Origin of the sequence: Staphylococcus sp. McC-251-APC-3A2, from assembly GCF_009695665.1 — a bacterium.
Lineage (GTDB): Bacteria > Bacillota > Bacilli > Staphylococcales > Staphylococcaceae > Staphylococcus > Staphylococcus cohnii.
The window spans coordinates 678,226-703,984 of sequence record NZ_VUNO01000001.1 but is presented as its reverse complement, the minus strand read 5'-3'; the positions used below and the strand labels follow the sequence as shown (position 1 = coordinate 703,984).

Genomic DNA, 25,759 nt, shown 5'->3' with positions numbered 1-25,759 from the left:
ATGGCAGATACTAAAGAAGTAAATGAAACTCAAGCGCAAAACGAACAACAAAGCCAACAACAAAATCAAAAAACAATTAAATTTATCATTAAACGACAAGATGATGCAGAATCTAAACCTTATGAGGAAGAGTTTGAAATTCCTTATAAAGAGAATTTAAATGTTATTGCTTGTTTAATGGAAATTAGACGTAATCCGGTTAATAGTAAAGGTGAGAAAACAACACCTGTTATTTGGGATATGAACTGTTTAGAAGAAGTTTGTGGTGCTTGTTCTATGGTTATCAACGGCAAAGCGAGACAATCTTGTACAGCAATTGTTGACCAATTAGAACAACCAATTAAATTAGAGCCAATGAGTACATTCCCAGTGGTTCGTGACTTACAAGTTGATCGTAGTAGAATGTTTGATAACTTGAAACGTATGAAAGCATGGGTACCGATTGATGGTACGTATGATCTTGGACCAGGGCCTCGTATGCCAGAGAAAAAACGTCAAACAGCATATGAATTATCTAAATGTATGACATGTGGTGTATGTTTAGAAGTTTGTCCAAACGTTACAAGAAATAACGACTTTGTTGGTGCACAAGCTATTTCACAAGTTAGATTGTTTAACTTACACCCAACAGGTTCAATGACTAAAGATGAACGTTTAAATGCATTGATGGGTGCAGGTGGTTTACAAGAGTGTGGTAACTCACAAAACTGTGTTAACGCATGTCCTAAAGGTATTCCTCTAACGACATCAATTGCAGCATTAAACCGTGAAACTTCTTTCCATATGTTTAAATCATTCTTTGGTTCAGACCACCAAGTAAATTAATATATATATTAAGACTGTCAACAAAGTACTAACTTTGCTGACAGTTTTTTTATGAAATATGGTATAGATATAAATTTAACATCATGATTAGACGTTTAGTAAAAGTACTTTTCATATTAAATACGTTTAAATCACTGCTGTTGTAAAGTTAATATCTGAAATGCCAGTTATTTAGAAATTTAGTTCTTGTAAAATGATTTTGAAAACACAGCTATGCTACAATAAAAGACAAGTAAATATATAAGGATGAACAATATATGGAGAAACCAATTGGAGTTATTGACTCTGGCGTTGGAGGTTTAACAGTAGCTAAAGAAATCATGCGCCAATTACCAAATGAAACAATCTACTATTTAGGAGATATAAAACGTTGTCCTTATGGGCCAAGAGAAGCTTCGGAGGTAAGACAATTTACTACAGAATTAGCTGAAAAGCTCATGACGTTTGATATCAAGATGTTAGTGATTGCGTGTAATACTGCAACGGCAGTCGCATTAAAACATTTACAAAATTTATTAGCGATACCTGTTATTGGTGTTATAGAACCAGGTGCTAGAACAGCCATTATGACAACAAAAAATCAAAATGTTTTAATATTAGGTACAGAAGGTACGATTAAATCAGAGGCCTATAGGCATCATATTAAGCAAATTAATCCAAATGTAGAAGTATCTGGAGTTGCATGCCCAGGCTTTGTTCCACTTGTAGAACAAATGAGATACAAAGATCCAACGATTACGAGTATTGTTATACATCAAACATTAAAACAGTGGAGAAACAGCAAAGCAGATACAGTTATTTTAGGATGTACGCATTATCCATTACTGTATCAGCCAATTAATGATTACTTTCACGGAGAAAAAGTAGTTATTTCATCTGGTTTAGAAACAGCGAGAGAAGTGAGTGCATTATTAACGTTCAGTAACGAGCATGCAGGTTATAAAAAGCAACCCGAACATAAATTTTTTGCTACAGGAGAAACAGAACATATTGAACGCATTATTGATGAGTGGTTAAATATGAAAGCAACAGTTGAAAAAATAGAAGTTTAAAGTGAGGCGTAAATAATGGAAGATATTGTTATTGCATCAAATAATAAAGGAAAAATAAACGATTTTAGAGTTATTTTTCCTGATTATAATGTTATAGGTATATCAGAACTCATCGAAGGTTTTGATGTTGAGGAAACGGGTGACACTTTTGAAGAAAATGCAAAACTAAAATCTGAAGCAGCTGCGCAAGCATTAAATAAACGTGTTATTGCTGATGATAGTGGATTGGAAGTTTTTGCGTTAGATGGTGAACCTGGTATATATTCAGCTCGCTATGCTGGCGAAACTAAAGATGATAATGCAAATATTGAAAAACTTTTAACTAAATTAGGTGATGAAACCGACCGTAGTGCACAATTTGTTTGCGTTATTAGCATGAGCGCACCAGGTGAAGATACAGTACAGTTTAAAGGAACTGTACAAGGAGAAATCACACTAAATAAAATTGGTGAACATGGCTTTGGATATGATCCTATCTTTTTCGTAGAAGACAAAAATAAAACAATGGCACAGTTAACCGCTGAAGAAAAAGGGCAAATTAGTCATAGGGGTAAAGCAATAGAACAACTACAACAATACCTAGAAGGTGATCAATAATGTCGAAATGGATTATAGTTAGTGATAATCATACTGAACAAGGTGTGTTGTTTGATATTATAAATCAACATGAGCATGTAGATGCTGCTATTCATTTAGGTGACTCTGAATTTGCTTATGATGATAGTGAACTCAGTCATTTTTATAGAGTAAAAGGAAATACCGATTTTTACCCTGAGTTTCCAAATGAACAAACACTTAATATAAATGGTATCAATGCATTTTTAACTCATGGCCATTTATATCAAGTGAATCGTACAAGAATACCTTTAGCAGAACAAGCAAAAGCAGCAGACTGCAAATTTGCCTTTTATGGACATACACATGTTGCTAAACATGAAGCAATAAATGGTGTGCATGTGATAAATCCAGGTAGTATTTCACAGTCGAGAAGTAATATTGAAGAAACATATGCAGAATTGCTTATTGATGATACGAGTTTAGATGCGATTTTAAATTTCCGTAATCGAAATCATGAAATCATCAGCAGTGAAAACTTTACAATTTAAAAAAGATGAAGGGTCTAGCTACGTTTAGAAACAATTTAATCGTAGCTTCATCCTCTTATTTCTATAAATAGTTAGATGCAACAAATAATTAAGCGTTATAAAGTTGTAAAAATAACGCTAACGTTAATGAATTCCTCAATTTAAAGAATTTAAATAAATTAGCAATATTATGATAAAAAGTTTACAATAGTGAAAAATCATATTTATTTTTAAGGGATAGAGTATTGCTTTATCAGTGCAAGTTAGATATAATTATTCTTGTGTTCAAAAGATAATGTCCTGGTAGCTCAGCTGGATAGAGCAATGGCCTTCTAAGCCATCGGTCGGGGGTTCGAATCCCTCCCAGGACACTAAAAGCGTTAAAATACATAAATTAATTTATGCATTTACTGACTAGACTGCTGATATATCAGCAGTCTTTTTATTTTGCTTTAAATTTTATTTACATATAGTTGACACACATAGTGGATACAAACATACTGTTTATTAAAGTCATAATATAGTTAATTAGCACATTGCAAAACTAAGTTTACAGATGAAATTGGATATTGAATATTGAATAAAGTGAATGATCATTATAATATATGAAAATGATGTCAAAAAGTATTATTTTATATAGTGAATTTAAACTTTCCCTTGCTCATTAGGCTATAACAATTAAAATACATTGTCATTTAATGCTTAATCATCTAAATTTGTAAGATGCTGAAATTATTTATAGATAATTGAGACATTAACATATGTTTCAGTCTAACAATAAGTGGTATTTAATATATAACTATAAGGTAATATATAACTTAATGATTATTTTGCGTTTGCGCTACTTCAATTTGAAGTGGCGCATTTTTAATGTTATTTATAAAATTAATAAAAACCTTTCGTATTAAAAACATTGATATATTACATAGCAAGCTTAATTAGCATTAAATTATTCGGTAAGTTTAATTGTATATATATTATAATTAAAGGCTCTCATCTAAGTTGTATAACATGGAATTGTGCAAAATACAGTTGAGCATTCAAAACTGTAAAATGATGTGTTTTTCACTACAGTTTTTACTATTATTTAATGAAGTATGAAATAAAACACAATTTTATATGTAAATGTCTTATAGTTATAGATAACAAACGATACTTAATTAAATAAAAAGATAACAGTATCGTTTAAAACATAATAAAACAGTCATAAGCATCTATCATATAATGAGGAGTGTTTATAATGGAAGGTTTATTTAACGCAATCAAAGATACAGTACAAGCTGGCATAGCAGGGGACGGTGCTAAATTAGGTACAAGTATCGTAAGTATCGTAGAAAACGGTGTAGGTTTAGCAAGTAAATTATTTGGATTCTAATATAAATAAATAATAAAGGAGATATAAATTATGACTAAATTAGCAGAGGCAATTGCAAACACAGTTGAAGCGGCAAAATCAGGTAACGGTTCAGAATTAGGTACAAGTATTGTAGATATCGTTTCAAGTGGTGCGGGTTTACTAGGTAAACTTTTCGGATTTTAAAATTGAGTACTTAGCTTATTTTAAAAATATAGTGAGGAGTGTTTATAATGGAAGGTTTATTTAATGCAATTAAAGATACAGTACAAGCTGGCATAGCAGGCGATGGTGCTAAATTAGGTACTAGTATTGTAGAAATCGTAGAAAACGGTGTAGGTTTAGCAAGTAAATTATTCGGATTCTAATATAAATTTCTATGACGGACTGGCCAAGGTAATAACCTTGGCCTTTTTTTGTTTGCCGAGATATGAAATATGGTATGATGAAGTAAAATTCGGCTATGTTTATACATTGACGAGGACATAACTGATATAGTTTATTAAAAGATATCATTAAGGGGTTAGAAAATACTATGAATAAAAGATGTTTGCTTATCGATTTTGACGATACAATTGTTGATTTTCATGATGCAGAAGCATATGCATTTCACCAACTTACAAAAAAATATAAATTAGAGACAAACCAAAATGATTTATATCAATTTATGACTGTAAATCAAGCGCATTGGGAAGCATTTCAACAAAACCAATTATCAAAAACTGAAGTTTTAAGTAAAAGGTTTGAAGTGTATTTTGAGTTACATCAAATCAATGTTAATGGAGAAGAAGCGGACGTAATCTTTCGTGATGAACTGGCAAATGCTCCAATAAAGTATTTTATGAACACGGTGGAAACATTGAGAATGCTCAAAGATACACATGATCTATATATTGTTACAAATGGTGTTTTAGAAACACAAGAAAGACGCATAGCAAAAACAAAAATGGGGAATTGGTTTAAAGGTGTTTATGTATCTGAGCAAACAGGATATCAAAAACCGATGCCAGAATTTTTTGATTTTGTTTTTAATGAAATTGGTCATGATAAAAGAGACCATGCAATGATTGTTGGCGATTCAATAACATCAGATATTTTAGGTGGGAAAAATGCTGCAATAAAAACATGTTGGTTTAATCCAAGAAATAAAATAAATGACACAGAAATTAATCCGGATTATACTATCGAATCGCTTGATCAATTGTTAGATATAGCAAAATAAAAGAAGCGTGAATTATAATCAGAAAAATTGATTTTAATTCACGCTTCATATTATGTTGATGATCATTCAAGAAATAAAAAAAGTTTACTTTATTAATAAAGTATCTACTATATTATAAAAATGAGTGCATTATTTTAAATGTATTAGATGTGAAAATTATGGTGTCCAAATAAGTATATCGTGACCATCTTTATTTTGTTGTTCAATATCTTTAAATCCATGTTTAATAAAGAAATTTTTTGATTGATTACGTGCAATAACTTTTATAGGTTGGCCTTGTTCCTTGGCAAAATCTAGCAATGCTTTACCGTAACCACGACCTTGGAAATCACGTAAAACTTCTAGTTTCCATAAAATATTATAATCATTAAAATCTGAGAAATATACATCTTCAACTTCTCCTTTTCGGTATAAAGCCATACGAGCGCCTAACCTATCACCAACATATATGCCGAAAAATGGTGAGTCTGAACTAGCGTCTATCATTTCACCGCGTAATTCATCTACTAAATATAAATCTTCATTTCCGAAGTTTCTAAAATCTTCAAATAATTCGTCAGTTTTGTAATTAATATCTAGTCGTTTAACATTACTCACTTTAGCTTCCCCCTTTGCTTTATTACTAACTATTATACCTTATTTTATTGGATATTTCACAAAAATGAATGCTTAAAACATTTTGTAAAATTAACAATGTTAATTTGCTCATTGTTTTTATATAATGTAAAGTGCTGATAACTTGTATGAATATTGGACAACGACGTTTATACATATTTAAAATAATTTCCAATCAATTTATAAGCCGTAAAATTGTCAATGTTGAACATAAACTTTATACTAAATAGGAATAGAGTAACGTAAGGAGAATTACGAATGGATTGTATGACAACGAAACTTAATGAAAAAGATCAATTTATATCGAATGTTAAAAATAGTGATTCAACTTTAGCTAAATATTATCATCTTGATGCAATGAATGAACATGATTACAAAAAACGACTACTTATAGAAAATAACGGAAGAGAAGCGTCACTAGCAAAAATCATTGAAGCATACATGGGTGATTTAACATTAGATCATCAACAAAATGACAATTTAAAAGCACTTAGTAACGGTGCGAAAGTTGTAATCGGAGGCCAACAAGCTGGTTTGTTTGGTGGGCCCTTATACACGTTCCATAAAATATTTTCAATTATTACATTAAGTGAAAAACTATCAAAAGATTACGATACGCACGTTGTCCCTGTTTTTTGGATTGCGGGTGAAGATCATGATTTTGATGAAGTAAATCATACTTATGTTTTTAATGAGCACAAGGCAACTTTACAAAAAATTAGATATAGTACAATGACGCCACCAGAGTCTAGTGTTTCAAAGTATTTGCCAGATAAAGAAGCGTTACATAAAGCGTTAAATCAATTTTTTAAAGAACTAAAAGAAACTGAGGCTTCTTCAAAACTATTGAACATGTGTAGAAATATTATCGATCATTATGATGGTTGGACTGACATGTTTAAAGCTTTATTACACGAAGTTTTCAAACATTATGGGTTATTACTGATAGATGCAAATGATAAAGCGTTGCGTCAATTAGAAAAACCAATGTTCAGAAACATGATTGAAAAGCATCATTCAGTTGACGATGCCTTTAGACAAACGCAAGCTCAAACAATGGCTGATGGCTTAGACCAAATGATACAGACAGAGACGAATGTGCATTTGTTCATGCATGATGAGGGTGTAAGACAACTATTAACTTTTGAAAATGGGAGATTTTATTTAAATAAATCTGAGAAGTCATTTTCGGAACAAGAACTTCTTAATATAGTAGAAACAGAACCAGAAAGATTTTCTAATAATGTCGTTACAAGGCCAGTAATGGAAGAATGGCTATTTAATACAGTAGCGTTTATAGGCGGTCCAAGTGAAATTAAATATTGGACAGAATTAAGCGATGTTTTTCGAACATTAGAAGTAAACATGCCTATCGTTTTACCTCGATTAAGAATTACTTATATAAATGCTAGAATAGAAAAGTTATTAACGCATTATCAATTGAACCGTAATGATATCATTGAAAAAGGAATAGAGGCAGACAAAGCGCAGTTTATTAGATCCAAAGCGTCACAAACTTTTATAGAACAAATTGAAACACTGAAAGAACAGCAAAAGGACTTATTTCAATCTCTTCAAGCAGAAGTTACAGACAATCATGATAATAAAGTATTGTTAAACAAAAATAATGAAATTCATCAAAAACAATTTGATTACTTGCTAAAACGGTACTTATTAAATATCGAAAGAGAAAATGACATTAGCATGAAACATTTTGAGATATTAAGTAAAACACTCCATCCAATGGGTGGATTACAAGAAAGAATATGGAATCCACTTCAAATTATGAATGATTTTGGGATAGATGTGTTTAGTCCCTCCACCTATCCACCACTTTCTTACACATTTGATCATATATTGATAAAACCTTAGAGCGACAATGGAAACACCCGATTCATCATTAAGATGAATCGGGTGTTTTTTTCTATATTTCAAGAAATTTTGGTGAAATTTGTATAATTAGTGGAGGATAGTGGTGAGATGTGGTAAATTATATATATAAGAAGGTGAGGTGATTATAAATGTTCATGGGTGAATACGAGCATCAATTGGATACTAAGGGACGTATGATTGTTCCTTCCAAATTTCGCTATGACCTAAATGAGCGTTTTATAATTACCCGAGGCCTTGATAAATGCTTATTTGGTTACACTTTAGAAGAATGGCAAGTAATTGAAGAGAAAATGAAAACCTTACCAATGACAAAAAAAGATGCGCGTAAATTTATGCGTATGTTCTTTTCAGGCGCTGTCGAAGTAGAATTAGATAAGCAAGGGCGTATTAATATTCCTCAGAATTTGAGAAAGTATGCCAATTTAAGTAAGGAATGTACGGTAATAGGTGTCTCAAATCGCATAGAAATTTGGGATAGAGAAACTTGGAATGATTTTTATGATGAATCAGAAGATAGTTTTGAAGATATTGCCGAAGACTTAATTGACTTTGATTTTTAAATGGAGGCGTTAAATTGTTTCATCATGTCAGCGTTATGCTAGAAGAAACTATAGATTACTTGAATATTAAAGAAGATGGCATATATGTCGACTGTACATTAGGTGGAGCAGGTCATGCCCTCTATTTATTAAATCAAATTGGAGACGAAGGTAGACTTATTGCAATTGATCAAGACACAACAGCACTTGAAAATGCAAAAGAAGTATTGAAAGACCATATACATAAAGTTACCTTCGTTCACAGCAACTTTAGAAAATTAACTGAAATTTTAGATGATTTAAATATTGAAAAAGTAGATGGCATTTATTATGACTTAGGTGTATCTAGCCCCCAATTAGACGTGCCTGAAAGAGGTTTTAGTTATCATAATGATGCGAAATTAGATATGCGTATGGATCAAACACAATCATTATCAGCATATGAAGTAGTGAATGAATGGTCGTTTGAAAAATTAGTTAGGATTTTTCATCGTTATGGTGAAGAAAAATTTTCAAAACAAATTGCAAGACGTATAGAACAAAATAGAGAACAAAAGCCAATTGAAACAACTTTAGAACTTGTAGATGTCATTAAAGAAGGTATCCCAGCTAAAGCAAGAAGAAAAGGTGGGCATCCTGCTAAAAGAATTTTCCAAGCAATTAGGATTGCAGTTAATGATGAATTATCTGCATTTGAAAATTCGTTAGAACAAGCGATTGATCTCGTGAAAGTGGATGGAAGAATATCTGTGATAACATTCCATTCGTTAGAGGATCGGCTATGTAAACAAATGTTTCAAGAATATGAAAAAGGTCCCGAAGTTCCTAGAGGTTTACCTGTCATACCAGAAGCTTATACACCTAAATTGAAGCGAGTTAACCGAAAACCAATCCTTGCTACAGATGAAGATTTAGAAGAAAACAATCGAGCGCGTAGTGCCAAGTTACGTATAGCTGAAATACTAAAATAAGGAGTGATTTTTGAGTGGCAGTAGAGAAAATATACCAACCGTATAGTGGAGCAGAGCAGCATATACCACAAACGCAACCGTCGCCCCATCCCCAGAGTCAACCCCAGACAGTTAAGCGTAAAGTAATTGTCAAGCTAACTAAGTTTGAAAAGATGTTATACATAGGACTTATAACAGTAATTGCTTTAATAAGTATTTATATGCTATCTTTAAAAATGGATGCGTATGAAACTCGAGAAAAAATTGCAGATTTAGATACAAAAATTGAAAAACAATCTAGTGAAAACAGCGCAATAAAATCTGAAATTAAAAAGAACTCCTCATATGAACGCATTTACGATAAGGCCAAAAAAGATGGAATGAGCCTTAAGAACGATAATGTAAAGGTAGTGCGTAATAATGGCGAAGCGAAGAATTAAATTAAAAAAACCGAAGTTTTCAATTAAAAAAAGTAAAATAGGGGCAGTCCTACTCATCCTTGGATTTGGACTGCTCTTTTTTACGTTGGTTTTAAGATACTCGTATATTATGTTGACAGGACACTCTTCTGGTGAAGATTTAATTATGAAAGCGAATGAAAAGTACTTAGTAAATACACAACAACAACCAGAAAGAGGTAAGATTTATGACAGAAATGGCAAAGTCTTAGCTGAAGATGTGGAACGTTATAAAGTTGTGGCAGTTGTAGATAAAAAAGCAAGTGAAGGTAGCGATAAACCTAAGCATGTGACAGACAAAAAAGAAACTGCCAAAAAACTTGCAACTGTGATTGATATGTCAGCAAAAGAAATTGAAAAAAAACTGGATAATAAAAAAGCCTTTCAAGTTGAATTTGGTCAAAAAGGTACAGATTTAACGTATCAAGAGAAAGAAAAAATTGAAAAAATGAACCTTCCTGGTGTGACGTTATATCCAGAAACTGAAAGATTTTATCCTAATGGAAACTTCGCATCTCATTTGATAGGAATTGCACAAAAAGATCCTGATAGTGGAGAATTAAAGGGTGCTTTAGGCGTTGAAAAGATATTTGATAGCTATCTTTCAGGTCAAAAAGGTGCATTATCATATATTCATGATATTTGGGGCTATATTGCACCAAATACCAAAAAAGAAAAAGTACCTAAACGTGGAGATGACGTACATTTAACCCTTGATTTAAACATACAAGTTTTCGTTGAAGAAGCGTTAGATGGCATGGTTGAACATTATAAACCAAAAGATTTGTTTGCCGTAGTTATGGATGCTAAAACTGGAGAAATCTTGGCGTTTAGTCAAAGGCCAACATTCAACCCAGAAACTGGTGAAAATTTTGGTAAAAAATGGGCAAACGATCTATATCAAAACACTTATGAACCAGGATCAACTTTTAAGTCTTATGGACTAGCGGCTGCAATTCAAGAAGGTGAATTTAAACCGGATAAAAAATACACTGCTGAACCTAGAGAAGTTATGGGATCTAAAATATCTGACTGGAATAAAGTAGGTTGGGGAGAAATCTCAATGTCTACTGGTTTCACATATTCTTCAAATACTTTAATGATGCACTTACAAGATTTAGTTGGTTCAGATAAGATGAAAGAATGGTATGAAAAATTTGGTTTTGGTAAATCTACCGATAGTATGTTTGATGGTGAATCTACAGGTGGTATTGCCTGGGATAATGAAGCACAGCAAAAAACATCTTCATTTGGTCAATCTACAACCGTAACACCAGTTCAAATGCTAAGAGCGCAATCAGCTTTTAATAATGAAGGTAAAATGTTGCAACCATGGTTTGTGGATAGCGTGAGCAATCCTGTTACTGATGATACATTTTATAAAGGTAAAAAAGAGTTTGCAGGAAAACCAATTACTAAAGACACTGCTAAGAAAGTTCGTACCGAATTAGATAAAGTTGTAAACAGTGAAGACAGTCACGCTAAAAACTATCAAATTGATGGTTATGACGTAGCCGGTAAAACAGGTACAGCACAAGTTGCTGACTCTGATAATGGTGGTTATGTTCAAGGTGAAAATCCATATTTTGTAAGCTTTATTGGTGACGCACCTAAAGATGATCCAGAAGTAATTGTTTATGCTGGTATGAGTTTAGCACAAAAAAATGATCAAGAAGCCTACGAAATGGGTGTAAGTAAAGCGTTTAAACCTATTATGGAAAATACGTTAAAATACTTAAATGTTGGAGATAAAAATTCTAAAGATAAATCTGATGTGAAGTATAGTAAAGTACCAGATGTTCAAGGTCAAGAGACGCAAAAAGCACAAGATAAGGTGAATAGTAAATCTCTTGATCCAATAGTCATAGGAAGTGGAGATAAAGTGGTAAAACAATCAGTATCACCTGATAAAGAAGTGCTTCCAAATAGTAAGGTACTCCTATTGACAGATGGGGATATAACAATGCCTGACATGACTGGTTGGACAAAAGAAGAAGTAATTGCCTTTGAAACATTGACTCAAACAAAAGTGACTACAAAAGGTAGTGGTTTTGTTTCTAATCAATCTGTTAATAAAGGACAAAAAATTGACAAAAAAGATAAAGTAGAAGTGACGTTATCTGCTGAAGCGATTAATGGTGAATCATCAACCACGTCATCTAAAGAAAAGGAATCATCCAAAGACGATACTGACAAAAATGATGATAACAACTCAGATTCAAGTAGTGACAAACAAAGTGAATAAATAAATTATTTTATTTCTGACGTCAATGGTAAAACATGTTAAAATGTATAATTTGAAATTGATGCGAGGTAGTAATTTAAATGTTTAGTACAAAATATAATTTTGTAGATTTAAAACATAAATACTGCCTCGTTACATATGATTTATAAGTTGCACCTAGCATTAACGACATTAATCCAATTTAATATTAAAGGAGCATAATATGGTTTATTTACTAGCGATCATTGCATTACTAATAACATTTATATTAGTCCCTGTATTGATACCAACACTAAAAAGAATGAAATTCGGACAAAGTATAAGAGAAGAAGGCCCTCAAAGTCATATGAAAAAAACAGGTACACCAACTATGGGTGGGTTAACTTTCCTACTTAGTATTATTATCACTTCAATATTAGCTATTATTTTTATGGATAATGCGAATCCAATTATATTATTATTGTTTGTGACGATTGGTTTTGGGTTAATTGGTTTTATAGATGACTACATCATTGTTGTTAAAAAAAATAATCAAGGTTTAACGAGTAAACAAAAATTTCTTGCTCAAATCGCTATTGCGGTTATTTTCTTCATATTAAGCCAAGTGTTTAATTTAACAGACTTTTCAACTGGCATTCATATTCCATTTACAGGTTTAGAAGTACCTTTATCTATTGCATATGTAATTTTCATTGTATTTTGGCAAGTTGGTTTTTCTAATGCAGTGAATTTAACAGATGGATTAGATGGACTTTCTACAGGGCTTTCCATTATTGGATTTATTATGTATGCATTAATGGCTTATATCCAAGGGGCTAATTCTATTGGTTTGTTTTGTATTATCATGATTTTTGCGTTACTTGGATTCTTACCGTTTAATTTAAATCCTGCAAAGGTATTTATGGGAGATACAGGCAGCTTAGCTTTAGGTGGTATCTTTGCCACGATTTCAATTATGCTAAACCAAGAATTGTCGCTCATTTTTATTGGTTTTGTATTTGTAGCTGAAACATTATCAGTTATGATTCAAGTTACATCATATAAGCTTACAGGGAAAAGAGTTTTCAAAATGTCACCACTACATCACCATTTTGAGTTAGTCGGCTGGAATGAACGAAAAGTTGTTACTGTATTTTGGACAGTTGGTATTATTTCAGGTCTTATTGGCTTATGGATTGGAGTGAATTAAATTGCTGAAATATACAGGTTTAGAAAATAAAGATGTATTAGTAATAGGATTAGCAAAAAGCGGATATGAAGCAGCGAAATTATTACAAAAACTTGGCGCAAATGTCGTTGTCAACGACGGCAAGGATTTAAGTCGAGATGCACATGCAATTGATTTAGAAAATATGGGTGTCAAAGTTGTTGGTGGGGAGCACCCATTTTCTTTACTTGATAATGATCCACTCATTTTTAAAAACCCTGGCATACCCTATACTGTTCCGTTGATTCAAGAAGCGGAACGCCGAGGACTACAAATACTTACTGAAGTGGAATTAAGTTATTTAGTTTCAAAAGCACCTATTATTGGTGTGACAGGTACAAATGGAAAAACAACGGTAACTTCATTAATTGGAGACATGTTTAAAAAAAGTAGAATTACTGGTAAATTATCTGGCAATATAGGTTATGTTGCTTCAAAAGTGGCACAAGAAGTAGATGAAGAGGATTACCTTATAACTGAATTATCTTCATTTCAATTACTAGGGATTGATAAATATAAACCACATATCTCAATTATTACAAATATTTATTCGGCACATTTGGATTATCATGAAAATTTAGAGAATTATCAAAATGCCAAAAAACAAATATATAAAAATCAAACAGAAGATGATTACTTAATATGTAATTATCATCAACGCCATTTGATTGAATCTGAGTCTTTAACAGCAAAAGTATATTATTTTTCAACACAGCAAGAGGTTGATGGTATCTACGTAAAAGATGATTATATTACATTTAAAGGTTTCCGACTTATTCATAAAGATGACTTAGTACTACCTGGTGAACACAATTTAGAAAACATACTTGCTGCCGTGTTAGCTGCATTATTAGCAGGTATTTCTGTAAGAGCAATTATAGATAGTTTGTCAACATTTTCAGGCATAGAACATAGGCTTCAATATGTAGGATCAAATAAAACCAATAAGTACTACAATGACTCTAAGGCTACTAATACTTTAGCAACTCAATTTGCGCTTAATTCATTTAAACAACCTATTATTTGGTTGTGTGGCGGTTTAGACAGAGGAAATGGATTTGATGAATTGATTCCATATATGAATAACGTCAGAGTGATGGTAACTTTTGGTGAAACACAAGATAAATTTGTGAAATTAGGCGAGAATCAAGGCAAATATGTAATAAAGGCTACTGATGTAGAAGATGCAGTCGATAAAGTACAATCAATTATTGAGCCTAATGACGTTGTGTTATTATCGCCAGCTTGTGCAAGTTGGGATCAATACAATACATTCGAAGAGCGCGGGAATAAGTTTATTAAGAGTTTCCAAGCGCATTTACCTTCACTTTAAAGGTTGTGAAATAAATGTCAGATAAAGTTAGTGAATTTGATTCTGAATATTTAAAAGAGAAACGTGCAAAGCGACGTAAAAAACAAAAACAAATCCAATACGAGATTTTCGGTATTTTGTTATTTATTATTTTGCTGATTCTTATTTATATGTTCACACCATTAAGTAAAATCAACACAGTGACCATTGAAGGTAATGATAATGTATCTAAAACTTCTATTAAAAAAGCTATCAATGTGAAAGATGATTCAAGAATGTATACCTATAGTACTTCAACAGCTGTTAAGAATTTAAAAAAGAATAAATTAATAAAACATGCAGAAGTGACTAAAGTATTACCGAATAAGTTGAATGTTAAAGTGACAGAAAGTCAAATTGTTGGTTTAGTTAAAAAGAAAGATGATTATGTACCCATTCTTGAAGATGGCACAGAGTTAGAAAATTATGAAGAAAGTAATGTGACAGATGACGGTCCCGTACTAGAAGGATTCAAAAAAGAGAAAAAAGAAAAAATGATACAAGAATTATCAAAAATGCCTGCAAAAGTTCGAGGTATGATTGCAGAAGTGCAATATGATCCACAAGAAAATTTACAAAATCAAATCAAATTATTTACGACAGATGAGATTCAAATTGTAGGTAATTTAAATACTATTGCCAATAAGATGAAGTATTATCCTCAAATGTCACAATCATTAGAACGTGATGAATCAGGAAGTTTAAAAAAATCAGGTTACATTGATTTGTCAGTTGGCGCTTCTTTCATTCCTTATAGTGGTGGAAGTACGACTAAATCAACAAGTGATCAAAATGTTGATAAAGGAAATACAGAGGAAGATAAAGCTAAAGACGAGTTACAAAGTGCATTAAATAAGATAAATAAAGAATCAGACAAAAATAATTAAAAAATTTAGACAAATACATGTGTTTATAGTTCACAAGCGTCAAAACGTATTGTAAACTGTTAATAGTGTGAACATGAATAAGTAATTGTCAGGAGGTGCCTATCTATGGAAGAGCATTATTATGTAAGTATAGATATCGGTTCGTCAAGTGTTAAAGCGATAGTGGGCGAAAAATTTCACAATGGAATAAATGTGATAGGTACAGGACAGACCTACACAAGTGGTATAAAAAATGGTCTTATTGATGATTTCGACATCGCAAAACAAGCGGTTAAAGATACAATCAAAAAAGCCTCTATTGCATCAGGCGTCGATGTTAAAGAAGTGTTTTTAAAACTTCCAATTATCGGTACTGAGGTATTTGATGAATCAAATGAAATTGAATTTTATGAAGATACTGAACTAGATGGTACACACATTGAAAGTGTACTGGAAGGTATACGTGAAAAAAATGATGTACCCGAAACAGAAATAATAAACGCTTTCCCAATTAAATTTGTTGTAGATGGCGAAAATGAAGTGTCAGATCCTAAAGAACTCATTGCTAGACACAGTTTGAAAGTAGAAGCTGGTGTCATTGCAATTCAAAAATCAATCTTAATAAACATGATTAAATGTGTAGAATCTTGTGGTGTAGACGTGTTAGATGTTTATTCTGATGCATATAACTATGGATCAGTACTTTCAGCAACGGAGAAAGAACTTGGCGCATGCATCATTGATATAGGTGAAGATATAACACAATTAGCATTTTACGAAAGAGGAGAGCTCGTAGATGCTGATGCTATAGAAATGGCTGGTAGAGATATAACAGAAGATATTGCAAAAGGTTTAAATACATCATATGAAACGGCTGAAAAAATTAAACATCAATATGGTCACGCTTTCTTTGATTCAGCGTCTGATCATGATGTATTCACTATTGACCAAGTAAATAGTGAAGAAGAAGCGCAATTTACTCAAAAAGATTTAGCAGATGTAATAGAAGCACGTGTGGAAGATATATTCTTTAATGTGTTTGATGTATTACAAGAGTTAGGTCTTACAAAGGTAAATGGAGGTTTCGTTGTAACTGGTGGTTCAGCTAATTTACTAGGCGTTAAAGAATTGCTTCAAGATATGGTAAGTGAAAAAGTAAGAATTCATACACCATCACAAATGGGCATAAGAAAACCAGAGTTTTCTTCAGCGATTTCAACGATTTCTAGTAGCATTACTTTCGACGAATTACTAGATTATGTTACAATTAATAATCATGACAGTGAAGAATTTGAAGAAGAAGTCATAGAATCAAATGATCGAGAAAATAGTACGAAGTCAAGCGGATTTGATTGGTTCAAAAAGAAATCAAACAAACAAGAAGAGCCACATACATCAACTTCTGATATAGAAGAACCAGAAGCGTCTGAGGCATACGAACATGAAGACAACATAGAACAAGAACATGAAGAAGAAAGTAAACCTCAAGACAAAGAAGAAAGTAAGTTCAAGAAACTTATGAAATCTCTATTCGATTGATTGGCCACTAAAACTAGGAGGAAATTTAAATGTTAGAATTTGAACAAGGATTTAATCATTTAGCGACGTTAAAAGTCATCGGTGTAGGGGGCGGCGGAAATAACGCTGTTAACCGAATGATTGATCATGGTATGAATAATGTTGAATTTATTTCCATCAATACGGATGGACAAGCTTTAAACTTATCTAAAGCTGAGTCTAAAATCCAAATTGGTGAAAAATTAACGCGTGGTTTAGGCGCTGGTGCAAACCCTGAAATAGGTAAAAAAGCTGCCGAAGAATCGCGTGAGCAAATTGAAGATGCCATCCAAGGTGCGGATATGGTGTTCGTAACAGCAGGTATGGGTGGCGGTACTGGTACAGGTGCTGCGCCAGTTGTAGCGAAAATCGCAAAAGAAATGGGAGCGTTAACAGTTGGTGTTGTTACGCGTCCATTCGGATTTGAAGGCCGTAAACGTCAAACACAAGCAGCTGCTGGTGTAGAATCAATGAAAGCTGCTGTTGACACATTAATCGTAATTCCTAATGACCGTTTATTAGATATTGTTGATAAGTCTACACCAATGATGGAAGCATTTAAAGAAGCTGACAATGTATTACGTCAAGGTGTTCAAGGTATTTCAGATTTAATCGCTGTTTCAGGTGAAGTTAACCTTGACTTTGCAGACGTTAAAACAATTATGTCTAACCAAGGTTCTGCGTTAATGGGTATCGGTGTGTCTTCTGGCGAAAACCGTGCAGTAGAAGCTGCTAAAAAAGCTATTTCTTCACCATTATTAGAAACTTCTATTGTGGGTGCACAAGGTGTGTTAATGAATATTACTGGTGGAGAATCACTATCATTATTCGAAGCACAGGAAGCAGCAGATATTGTACAAGATGCAGCAGACGAAGATGTTAATATGATTTTCGGTACTGTAATTAATCCAGAATTACAAGATGAAATTGTGGTAACAGTAATTGCTACTGGATTTGAAGATAAACCTTCATCTCAAGGTCGCAAAGCATCAAATACTGGATTCGGCAATAGTGCATCATCCGGAAGTACAACTGCAAAAGAAGATTCATTCTCTTCTAGTGCATCACAATCTACAGATAGTGCAAATGAAGGTAGAACACATACTACAAATGAAGATGATATTCCTAGCTTTATTAGAAATCGTGAAGAAAGACGTTCTAGAAGAACTAGACGTTAATCTCGAATGAACTTCTTCTTCTGTTAGTTTTTCATAATAATTAATATTAATTAAGACAACATAAAACATATAGATGTCATCAGGTCCAAAGATCTGATGACTTTTTTGAATTTAGAAATTGGCATATAATTAGATGTGAAATAATTCGTTATGGACAAAATGTAGTTTCCAATTATTTAGAATCTCCCAATGACTTTAGATAGTTTGTAAATGTTGAATAGCTGGAGGTTTATGACATGCAAGAGAAATTTATCAAAGATCGTCATATTTTAAAATATGATGACAATCAATTAAACAATGTGAAATTGGGTATAACAACAAGAGAAGATGGATTTAGTAATTACCCGAAAAATGCATTTAACATGGCAAGATATATTAATGATGATCAAGATAATGTTACAAAGCATCAAATGTTACTTGCTTCTGTAATTCAATTTCCCACAAATCAATGGGTTTTTCCGATTCAAACACATGAAAATAAAGTGGTTGAAATTACTAACAAAGATAAGGGTACAAATATTGATAGACTTTCTAATGCGTTACATGGTATAGATGGTATGTATACATTTGAAAAAGATATTTTATTAACCATGTGTTATGCAGATTGTGTACCAATTTATTTTTACAGCGAAAAGCATGATTTTATTGGTTTGGCTCATGCGGGTTGGCGTGGTACAGTAGGACAAATTGGCAATCAAATGTTAAAACATATACCATTTGATTTTAATGATTTAAAAGTTGTTATAGGACCAGCAACAGCAAATTCATATGAAATTAATGATGATATTAAAAGTAAATTTGAGCGCTTACCTATAGATTCACATCAATATATTGAGACGAGAGCAGAAAACCGTCACGGTATAGACTTAAAAAAAGCAAATGCTATGTTGCTAGCATATGGTGGCGTTCCCCAAAATAATATTTATATAACAGATTATGCTACTTCAGAAGATTTAACTTTATTCTTTTCATATAGAGTAGAGAAAGGTAATACTGGTCGTATGTTAGCTTATATTGGTCAATAACTAAGAGGTGTATAAAAATTGGATGTACAGCAAAGTTTAACGCAAATAAATAATCAATTGGACATACATTGTAAAAAAGGAAATATTACAACAGTCCCACACGTGATAGCAGTGACAAAATATGTTACAATAGAGCGAGCTAATGATGCTTACCAAGCAGGTATTAGACACTTTGGTGAAAATCGTTTAGAAGGTTTTCAACAAAAAAAAGCAGCTTTACCAGACGATGTAGTCATGCATTTTATCGGTTCTTTACAAACAAGAAAAGTTAAAGAAGTAATCAATGATATCGACTATTTTCACGCTTTAGATCGTCTGAAATTAGCAAAAGAGATTAATAAAAGAGCTGAACATAAAGTGAAATGTTTTGTTCAAGTAAATGTTTCTGGAGAAACGTCAAAACAAGGCATCGCTTTAGATGAAGTAGATACGTTTATTAAAGATTTAGAGCAATATGAAAACATAGAAATTACTGGTCTTATGACAATGGCACCATATACGGACGATGAACCGTACATTAAAGATTTATTCAAATCATTAAGAGCAAAAAGAGATGAAATTAAAGCGCTCAATTTAAATTATGCACCATGCACAGAGTTATCGATGGGAATGAGTAATGATTACCATTTAGCAGCTGAAGAAGGTGCGTCATTTGTGAGAATTGGGACTAAACTTGTAGGAAAAGAGGAGTGAGCCCCGTGGCTTTAAAAGATTTATTTAGTGGTTTTTTCGTAGTTGAAGAGGAAGACGATGATTTAAAAGCGCCACCCGAAGAAGAACAAGATAGACAACAAGCACAGTCTCAAACAAATTATAATAATCAACAAACTGAAAATACAGAAAGACAACGTATACAGTCTGTACCCAAAAAACAACCAACAAGATTACAACAATCAACAGGGGAAAGGAAGTATCAAATGAATAACAGTGCACCTAAAAATAATACTAGGAACGTTGTGAACATGAATAATCAAGAACAAAATAATTATGGATTTACGCAAGAAAGTTCTAAAATGTGTTTATTTGAGCCACGCGTCTTTTCAGATACTCAAGATATTGCGGATGAATTAAAAAATCGCAGAGCAACTTTAGTAAACTTACAACGTATTGATAAAGTGTCTGCAAAAAGAATTATCGATTTTCTAAGCGGTACCGTTTATGCAATTGGTGGAGACATTCAACGTGTAGGTTCTGATATATTCTTATGTACGCCAGATAATGTTGAAGTCGCAGGAAGCATAACGGACCAAATTGAAAATATGGAATACCAAGGTGAATAGAGGTAAACATTCATGGATATAGGTTTATTAGCAAATATATTTCAATTTATTTTATTCTTGGTCAAAATTTATTACTTTGGGATGATTGTGTATTTCTTTATGTCATGGCTTCCAGGTGCACGGGAAAATAAATTCGGTCGATTTTTATCAAAATTGTATGAGCCGTTTTTAGAACCATTCCGTAAAATTATTCCGCCCATTGGCATGATTGATATTTCTTCAATTGTTGCAATAATTGTACTTGTATTATTCCAAACTGGCTTGGCAAATATTTTTAGTTTGATTTTAAGAAATTTAGTGTAAGTTTTGTACTGAGAATAAATAATAATTGAATAAAGTTTAAAATAAATGTTAAGCACCTAACGTTAAAAACGAGAGGTGCTTTAACTTATATTTGGAGTGAAATCACATCGATATTTATCAACATTTTAGAAAAGAAGAGCATGAATTAATCGATCAACTTATCGATAAGTGTTATCGTGCCAATGAGCAATTTGCGCCTGTGTTAACTTCTTTTTTAGATCCCAGAGGCCAATATATATTAAATGTTATAGTTGGTAGTTTTCAAGATTTAGAAGTTACATTTTATGGAGGACCATTTGCTGAGAGACAAAGAGCTATCATAGCACCAGATTACTTTCAACCTGAAGTGGAAGATTTTGAAATCATTCTTTTTGAAATTGATTATCCTCAAAAATTTGTCACACTTCAACATCAACATGTACTGGGTACAATCATGTCATTAGGTATCGAAAGAGACCAATTAGGTGACATTGTGGTAGATGAAAGTATACAATTTACTTTGACAAAGCAATTAGAATCATATATTATATTGGAATTAAATAAAATTAAAGGCGCTACAGTTAAACTTAATGCGATACCAATAAAAGATATGATACAATCAAAAGAGAACTGGCACTCATTTGAGACAACCGTATCTGGTTTACGTTTAGATGTCGTTCTAAAAGAAATGATTCGTAAATCGCGTTCTATTAGCAAACAGTTAATTGAAAAGAAACGTGTTAAAGTTAACCATACGATTATTGATTCTGCTGATTTCCAACTGGACAAAGGTGACTTACTGTCTATTCAAGGATACGGAAGAGCGATGGTTGTTGATATCGGTGGAAAAACAAAAAAAGATAAAACACGAATTTCCTACAAAACTTTATTTAAATAAGTTATACTTATAAAGTGTAAAACAACCGAATTTTAACGACTAAAATTAGCATTGATACTATATAAAATAAATTTTATTTCTGATATTTAATGAAATAACAAAATAGTGTATGATAAAAGGAGGATAATGACGCATGGCTTTTACACCAAGTGAAATAAAAAACAAATCATTTACTCGTGTTAAAACGGGTTTTGAACCAACTGAAGTTGAAAGTTATCTAGAACAACTCAGTAATGAAATTGAACGTTTAAAAGAAGATAAAGCACAATTAGAAAAAGTTGTTGAAGATAAAGAAACGAATATTCAATCTTATAAAGATGTGCATCAATCAGTGAGCGATGCATTAGTTCAAGCGAAACAAGCTGGAGAAGAAACGAAAGCAGCAGCAAATAAAGATGCAGAGGCAACAATTGCAAAAGCGAAAAGTGAAGCAGATCGTATTGTCAATGATGCAGTTGAAAAAGCTCGTCGACTTTCTTTCCAAACAGAAGATATGAAACGTCAGTCTAAAATATTTAGATCTCGTTTCCGTATGTTAGTAGAAGCACAGTTAGATTTACTCAAAAATGATGATTGGGATTATTTATTGAATTATGACCTTGATTCTGAACAAGTAACGCAAGAGAACATTAATCATTTAAATGAAAATGAATTAACTGAAGAAGAAAAAGCGATGAAAGCAAAAGCTGAAGCAGATAGTGCAGCAGAAGCGGATGCAGAAGCAACAGATAATGAGAATAAACAATAAACAACAGACGCGTAAGAAACAGTCGATATATTCAAGCGAGTTAGGGATAGTGCGAGCCTAATATATATTTGTTTCTTATATCACTGTCGTTTTAATTGAATAACATGCAATGAGAGAACTCTAAGTTGAGTTAATCAGGGTGGTAACGCGGTAAATATCGTCCCTGTTAATTGAACTTAGAGTTCTTTTTATTGTTAGATACTAGACAAGTCAGAATATTGTAATAAGGAGTGTAGGAAATGGATTACAAAGATACGTTATTAATGCCAAAAACGAATTTTCCAATGCGTGGAGGATTACCAAATAAAGAACCAAAAATTCAAGAAGAATGGGATGCTAATGATATTTATCAAAAAGCATTAGAAAAAAACAAAGATAATGAACATTACATTTTACATGATGGTCCGCCATATGCAAATGGTAATTTACATATGGGACATGCGTTAAATAAAATTTTGAAGGATTTTATTACGCGTTATAAAACAATGCAAGGTTTCTATACACCATATGTTCCAGGTTGGGATACACATGGATTACCAATTGAACAAGCACTTACTAAAAAAGGTGTTAAGCGTAAAGAATTATCAATTGCTGAGTTTAGAAGAAAATGTGAAGCATTTGCGTTAGAGCAAATTGAAAATCAAAAAAAAGATTTTAAACGCCTTGGTGTTAAAGGAGATTTTGCTAATCCATATATAACTTTAAAACCAGAATATGAAGCTGCTCAAATTCGTTTGTTTGGTGAAATGGCTGATAAAGGACTTATTTATAAAGGTAAAAAACCAGTTTATTGGTCACCATCTAGTGAATCTTCATTAGCTGAAGCAGAAATTGAATATCAAGATAAGCGTTCGCCATCTATTTATGTCGCATTTGATGTTAAAGATAGTAAAGGTATTGTTGCTGAAGATGCAAAATTCGTTATTTGGACTACTACGCCTTGGACATTACCATCTAATGTTGCAATCACAGTACATCCAGATTTAGTTTATGGTCAATATAATGTGAACGGTGACAAATACATCATCGGCAAAGACTTAGTAGCTAATGTTGCTGAAGCATTAGAATGGGACGAAGATGCCATTGAACTAGAAAAAGAATTCAAAGGTAGTGACTTAGAATACATCGAAACACAACATCCATTTGCTGATCGTGTGTCACTAGTGATTAATGGATTACATGTTACAACAGATGCTGGTACAGGGTGTGTTCATACGGCTCCTGGACACGGGGAAGATGACTTTATTGTAGGCCAAAAATATAACTTGCCTGTTATCAGCCCTGTAGATGATAAAGGTGTATTTACAGAAGAAGCTGGTCAATTTGAAGGTATGTTCTACGATAAAGCCAATAAAGAAATTACAGATTTATTAAAAGAGAATGGTTCATTATTGAAATTAGAATTCATGACACATAGTTACCCACATGACTGGCGTACTAAGAAACCTGTTATTTTCCGTGCAACTCCACAATGGTTTGCTTCTATTGATAAAGTACGTCAAGATATTTTAGATGCAATCGAAAATACACACTTTAAGGTTGATTGGGGTAGAACTCGTATTTACAACATGGTAAGAGACCGTGGCGAATGGGTTATTTCACGTCAACGTGTCTGGGGCGTGCCATTACCAGTATTTTATGCGGAAAACGGCGACATTATTATGACTAAAGAAACTGTTAATCATGTTGCAGATTTATTCCAAGAACATGGTTCAAATGTGTGGTTTGAGCGAGAAGCTAAAGATTTATTACCTGACGGATTCACACATCCAAGCAGTCCGAATGGTGTATTTACAAAAGAAACAGATATCATGGATGTTTGGTTCGATTCAGGGTCATCACATCGTGGTGTATTAGAAGAGCGTCCGGAATTATCTTATCCTGCTGATTTATATTTAGAAGGTAGTGACCAGTACCGTGGTTGGTTTAACTCCTCAATTACAACATCTGTTGCTACAAGAGGTATTTCACCATATAAAATGTTACTTTCACATGGATTCGTGATGGACGGCGAAGGTAAAAAAATGAGTAAATCATTAGGCAATGTCATCGTACCTGATCAAATAGTAAAACAAAAAGGTGCAGATATTGCACGTCTTTGGGTAAGTAGTGTTGATTATTTATCAGATGTGCGTATTTCAGATGAAATTTTAAAACAAACTTCTGACGTATATCGTAAAATTAGAAATACATTAAGATTTATGTTGGGTAATTTAAATGATTATAATCCGTCAACAGATGCAGTCCCAGAATCTGATTTATTAGAAGTAGATAAATATTTATTAAATAGATTACGTGAATTTACTGCGAACACATTAGACAATTATGATAACTATGATTATTTAGATATATATCAAGAATTACAAAATTTCATTAACGTTGAACTAAGTAATTTCTATTTAGATTATGGTAAAGACATCTTATATATAGAAGAGCAAAATGCACATAAACGTCGTAGTATGCAAACTGTGTTATATCAAATTGTAGTAGACATGACGAAACTATTAGCGCCTATTCTTGCACATACGTCTGAAGAAGTATGGTCACATATTCCACATGTAGAGGAAGAAAGTGTGCATTTATCACGCATGCCTGAACGTGTCGCTGTTGATGCTGAATTCATGGAAAAATGGAATACTTTTATGAAATTACGTGACGATGTGAACCGAGCTTTAGAAGTTGCACGTAATGAAAAAGTAATTGGAAAATCATTAGAAGCCAAAGTAGTAATCGGTAGTAATGATAACTTTGATGCAACTACGTTTTTACAACAATTTTCTGATTTACAACAACTATTCATTACTTCACAAGCAGAGGTAGTTGATAAAGTTGAAAATGGAGAAGCATATCAATACGGTGATATCCACATTGAACATGCTCACGGAGAAAAATGTGAACGTTGTTGGAATTATAGTGAAACATTAGGTTCTGTAGGCGAACTAGATAACTTATGCCCACGTTGTCAAGCAGTTGTTAAAACACTTGTTTAAATATTTATAAATGAAAATGCAGGAGCATGGCAATAACTGTATTAACAAAATATTCCACAGTTTTGTTCCAACATATTTGAATTGAATCAAGTTAAATTCGGTATGTATTTTAAACATTACAACAACTTTCGACTAATATTTTTGAAAAACCTGAGACATC

General features: G+C 32.5%; 26 protein-coding genes and 1 tRNA gene. 26 read left to right on the top strand and 1 reads right to left on the bottom strand.

Annotated features, from left to right (window positions below; all coding sequences use genetic code 11):
- The 9 genes from sdhB to FYJ81_RS03380 all read left to right on the top strand — a co-directional run bounded on the left by sdhB (nt 1) and on the right by FYJ81_RS03380 (nt 5,538).
- On the top strand, nt 1-825 hold the full coding sequence (gene sdhB, locus FYJ81_RS03420) for a succinate dehydrogenase iron-sulfur subunit (protein WP_107383705.1): 825 nt from the start codon (nt 1-3) through the stop codon (nt 823-825).
- Nucleotides 826-1,082: 257 nt separating this feature from the next.
- Complete coding sequence (gene racE, locus FYJ81_RS03415) at nt 1,083-1,877, top strand: glutamate racemase (RefSeq protein ID WP_107383706.1); 795 nt, start codon at nt 1,083-1,085, stop codon at nt 1,875-1,877.
- A 15-nt stretch (nt 1,878-1,892) separates the two neighbouring features.
- Complete coding sequence (locus tag FYJ81_RS03410; protein ID WP_107383707.1) at nt 1,893-2,474, top strand: XTP/dITP diphosphatase; 582 nt, start codon at nt 1,893-1,895, stop codon at nt 2,472-2,474.
- Nucleotides 2,474-2,983 carry a YfcE family phosphodiesterase gene (locus FYJ81_RS03405; RefSeq protein WP_107383708.1) on the top strand — a complete coding sequence of 170 codons (510 nt, stop codon included), beginning with the start codon at nt 2,474-2,476 and terminating at the stop codon, nt 2,981-2,983. Before FYJ81_RS03410 ends, FYJ81_RS03405 begins: the two co-directional genes overlap by 1 nt.
- A 276-nt stretch (nt 2,984-3,259) precedes the next feature.
- Nucleotides 3,260-3,333 (top strand) — tRNA-Arg (locus FYJ81_RS03400).
- 869 nt (nt 3,334-4,202) lie between these two features.
- Nucleotides 4,203-4,337, top strand: a complete 135-nt coding sequence (locus FYJ81_RS03395) for a beta-class phenol-soluble modulin (RefSeq protein ID WP_019469301.1) — start codon at nt 4,203-4,205, stop codon at nt 4,335-4,337.
- A 30-nt stretch (nt 4,338-4,367) separates the two neighbouring features.
- A complete protein-coding gene (locus FYJ81_RS03390) occupies nt 4,368-4,502 on the top strand; it encodes a beta-class phenol-soluble modulin (protein WP_046208718.1) in 135 nt (44 codons plus the stop codon).
- A 47-nt stretch (nt 4,503-4,549) separates the two neighbouring features.
- The gene (locus FYJ81_RS03385; RefSeq protein WP_154409303.1) at nt 4,550-4,684 is read left to right on the top strand and encodes a beta-class phenol-soluble modulin; all 135 of its coding nucleotides are present in this window, start codon (nt 4,550-4,552) and stop codon (nt 4,682-4,684) included.
- A gap of 167 nt (nt 4,685-4,851) precedes the next feature.
- Complete coding sequence (locus tag FYJ81_RS03380) at nt 4,852-5,538, top strand: YjjG family noncanonical pyrimidine nucleotidase (protein ID WP_119536062.1); 687 nt, start codon at nt 4,852-4,854, stop codon at nt 5,536-5,538.
- 156 nt (nt 5,539-5,694) lie between these two features.
- Here the strand turns inward: FYJ81_RS03380 and FYJ81_RS03375 are convergent, their stop codons facing one another.
- Nucleotides 5,695-6,135, bottom strand: coding sequence for an N-acetyltransferase (locus tag FYJ81_RS03375; RefSeq protein WP_107383710.1), 441 nt, complete (start codon nt 6,133-6,135; stop codon nt 5,695-5,697).
- A gap of 276 nt (nt 6,136-6,411) precedes the next feature.
- Between FYJ81_RS03375 and bshC the strand changes: the two genes are divergently transcribed.
- From bshC to ileS, 17 genes are all read left to right on the top strand, one after another.
- Nucleotides 6,412-8,025, top strand: coding sequence for a bacillithiol biosynthesis cysteine-adding enzyme BshC (gene bshC / locus FYJ81_RS03370; RefSeq protein ID WP_154409302.1), 1,614 nt, complete (start codon nt 6,412-6,414; stop codon nt 8,023-8,025).
- 149 nt (nt 8,026-8,174) lie between these two features.
- Nucleotides 8,175-8,606, top strand: a complete 432-nt coding sequence (mraZ, locus tag FYJ81_RS03365) for a division/cell wall cluster transcriptional repressor MraZ (RefSeq protein WP_046208714.1) — start codon at nt 8,175-8,177, stop codon at nt 8,604-8,606.
- Between the two features lie 14 nt (nt 8,607-8,620).
- Nucleotides 8,621-9,556: a 16S rRNA (cytosine(1402)-N(4))-methyltransferase RsmH gene (gene rsmH / locus FYJ81_RS03360; protein WP_107383712.1), complete on the top strand. Its 936-nt coding sequence runs from the start codon at nt 8,621-8,623 to the stop codon at nt 9,554-9,556.
- A 14-nt stretch (nt 9,557-9,570) separates the two neighbouring features.
- Nucleotides 9,571-9,975: a cell division protein FtsL gene (gene ftsL / locus FYJ81_RS03355; RefSeq protein WP_019469309.1), complete on the top strand. Its 405-nt coding sequence runs from the start codon at nt 9,571-9,573 to the stop codon at nt 9,973-9,975.
- Nucleotides 9,956-12,238, top strand: coding sequence for a penicillin-binding protein (locus FYJ81_RS03350; protein ID WP_154409301.1), 2,283 nt, complete (start codon nt 9,956-9,958; stop codon nt 12,236-12,238). The genes ftsL and FYJ81_RS03350 overlap by 20 nt, the downstream gene beginning before the upstream one ends.
- Before the next feature lie 202 nt (nt 12,239-12,440).
- Nucleotides 12,441-13,406, top strand: coding sequence for a phospho-N-acetylmuramoyl-pentapeptide-transferase (mraY, locus tag FYJ81_RS03345; protein WP_107383714.1), 966 nt, complete (start codon nt 12,441-12,443; stop codon nt 13,404-13,406).
- A 1-nt stretch (nt 13,407) separates the two neighbouring features.
- Complete coding sequence (gene murD / locus FYJ81_RS03340) at nt 13,408-14,757, top strand: UDP-N-acetylmuramoyl-L-alanine--D-glutamate ligase (protein WP_107383715.1); 1,350 nt, start codon at nt 13,408-13,410, stop codon at nt 14,755-14,757.
- A 14-nt stretch (nt 14,758-14,771) separates the two neighbouring features.
- The gene (locus tag FYJ81_RS03335; RefSeq protein ID WP_154409300.1) at nt 14,772-15,662 is read left to right on the top strand and encodes a cell division protein FtsQ/DivIB; all 891 of its coding nucleotides are present in this window, start codon (nt 14,772-14,774) and stop codon (nt 15,660-15,662) included.
- A gap of 105 nt (nt 15,663-15,767) precedes the next feature.
- Nucleotides 15,768-17,180, top strand: a complete 1,413-nt coding sequence (gene ftsA / locus FYJ81_RS03330) for a cell division protein FtsA (RefSeq protein ID WP_107383717.1) — start codon at nt 15,768-15,770, stop codon at nt 17,178-17,180.
- Nucleotides 17,181-17,209: 29 nt separating this feature from the next.
- The gene (ftsZ, locus tag FYJ81_RS03325; RefSeq protein WP_019469315.1) at nt 17,210-18,376 is read left to right on the top strand and encodes a cell division protein FtsZ; all 1,167 of its coding nucleotides are present in this window, start codon (nt 17,210-17,212) and stop codon (nt 18,374-18,376) included.
- Nucleotides 18,377-18,612: 236 nt separating this feature from the next.
- Complete coding sequence (pgeF, locus tag FYJ81_RS03320; RefSeq protein WP_107383718.1) at nt 18,613-19,401, top strand: peptidoglycan editing factor PgeF; 789 nt, start codon at nt 18,613-18,615, stop codon at nt 19,399-19,401.
- Between the two features lie 18 nt (nt 19,402-19,419).
- Nucleotides 19,420-20,094, top strand: a complete 675-nt coding sequence (locus FYJ81_RS03315) for a YggS family pyridoxal phosphate-dependent enzyme (protein WP_107383719.1) — start codon at nt 19,420-19,422, stop codon at nt 20,092-20,094.
- A 5-nt stretch (nt 20,095-20,099) separates the two neighbouring features.
- Nucleotides 20,100-20,681 (top strand): cell division protein SepF, encoded by a 582-nt coding sequence (locus FYJ81_RS03310; RefSeq protein ID WP_107383720.1) that lies wholly within the window; start codon nt 20,100-20,102, stop codon nt 20,679-20,681.
- Between the two features lie 12 nt (nt 20,682-20,693).
- Nucleotides 20,694-20,984, top strand: a complete 291-nt coding sequence (locus tag FYJ81_RS03305; protein ID WP_107385915.1) for a YggT family protein — start codon at nt 20,694-20,696, stop codon at nt 20,982-20,984.
- A 106-nt stretch (nt 20,985-21,090) separates the two neighbouring features.
- Nucleotides 21,091-21,861 carry a YlmH family RNA-binding protein gene (locus FYJ81_RS03300; RefSeq protein WP_107383722.1) on the top strand — a complete coding sequence of 257 codons (771 nt, stop codon included), beginning with the start codon at nt 21,091-21,093 and terminating at the stop codon, nt 21,859-21,861.
- A gap of 133 nt (nt 21,862-21,994) precedes the next feature.
- Nucleotides 21,995-22,609, top strand: a complete 615-nt coding sequence (locus FYJ81_RS03295) for a DivIVA domain-containing protein (protein WP_107383723.1) — start codon at nt 21,995-21,997, stop codon at nt 22,607-22,609.
- Between the two features lie 239 nt (nt 22,610-22,848).
- Nucleotides 22,849-25,599, top strand: a complete 2,751-nt coding sequence (ileS, locus tag FYJ81_RS03290; protein WP_107383724.1) for an isoleucine--tRNA ligase — start codon at nt 22,849-22,851, stop codon at nt 25,597-25,599.
- Nucleotides 25,600-25,759: the final 160 nt, after the last annotated feature.

Coding starts and splice junctions, on each gene's coding strand:
- FYJ81_RS03385 (WP_154409303.1), top strand. CDS start 4,550: ATGGAAGGTTTATTTAATGCAATTAAAGATACAGTACAAGCTGGCATA.
- FYJ81_RS03305 (WP_107385915.1), top strand. CDS start 20,694: ATGGATATAGGTTTATTAGCAAATATATTTCAATTTATTTTATTCTTG.
- mraZ (WP_046208714.1), top strand. CDS start 8,175: ATGTTCATGGGTGAATACGAGCATCAATTGGATACTAAGGGACGTATG.
- ftsA (WP_107383717.1), top strand. CDS start 15,768: ATGGAAGAGCATTATTATGTAAGTATAGATATCGGTTCGTCAAGTGTT.
- FYJ81_RS03395 (WP_019469301.1), top strand. CDS start 4,203: ATGGAAGGTTTATTTAACGCAATCAAAGATACAGTACAAGCTGGCATA.
- mraY (WP_107383714.1), top strand. CDS start 12,441: ATGGTTTATTTACTAGCGATCATTGCATTACTAATAACATTTATATTA.
- FYJ81_RS03335 (WP_154409300.1), top strand. CDS start 14,772: ATGTCAGATAAAGTTAGTGAATTTGATTCTGAATATTTAAAAGAGAAA.
- FYJ81_RS03405 (WP_107383708.1), top strand. CDS start 2,474: ATGTCGAAATGGATTATAGTTAGTGATAATCATACTGAACAAGGTGTG.
- FYJ81_RS03390 (WP_046208718.1), top strand. CDS start 4,368: ATGACTAAATTAGCAGAGGCAATTGCAAACACAGTTGAAGCGGCAAAA.
- sdhB (WP_107383705.1), top strand. CDS start 1: ATGGCAGATACTAAAGAAGTAAATGAAACTCAAGCGCAAAACGAACAA.
- FYJ81_RS03350 (WP_154409301.1), top strand. CDS start 9,956: ATGGCGAAGCGAAGAATTAAATTAAAAAAACCGAAGTTTTCAATTAAA.
- ileS (WP_107383724.1), top strand. CDS start 22,849: ATGGATTACAAAGATACGTTATTAATGCCAAAAACGAATTTTCCAATG.
- FYJ81_RS03380 (WP_119536062.1), top strand. CDS start 4,852: ATGAATAAAAGATGTTTGCTTATCGATTTTGACGATACAATTGTTGAT.
- pgeF (WP_107383718.1), top strand. CDS start 18,613: ATGCAAGAGAAATTTATCAAAGATCGTCATATTTTAAAATATGATGAC.
- FYJ81_RS03295 (WP_107383723.1), top strand. CDS start 21,995: ATGGCTTTTACACCAAGTGAAATAAAAAACAAATCATTTACTCGTGTT.
- ftsZ (WP_019469315.1), top strand. CDS start 17,210: ATGTTAGAATTTGAACAAGGATTTAATCATTTAGCGACGTTAAAAGTC.
- racE (WP_107383706.1), top strand. CDS start 1,083: ATGGAGAAACCAATTGGAGTTATTGACTCTGGCGTTGGAGGTTTAACA.
- FYJ81_RS03410 (WP_107383707.1), top strand. CDS start 1,893: ATGGAAGATATTGTTATTGCATCAAATAATAAAGGAAAAATAAACGAT.
- bshC (WP_154409302.1), top strand. CDS start 6,412: ATGGATTGTATGACAACGAAACTTAATGAAAAAGATCAATTTATATCG.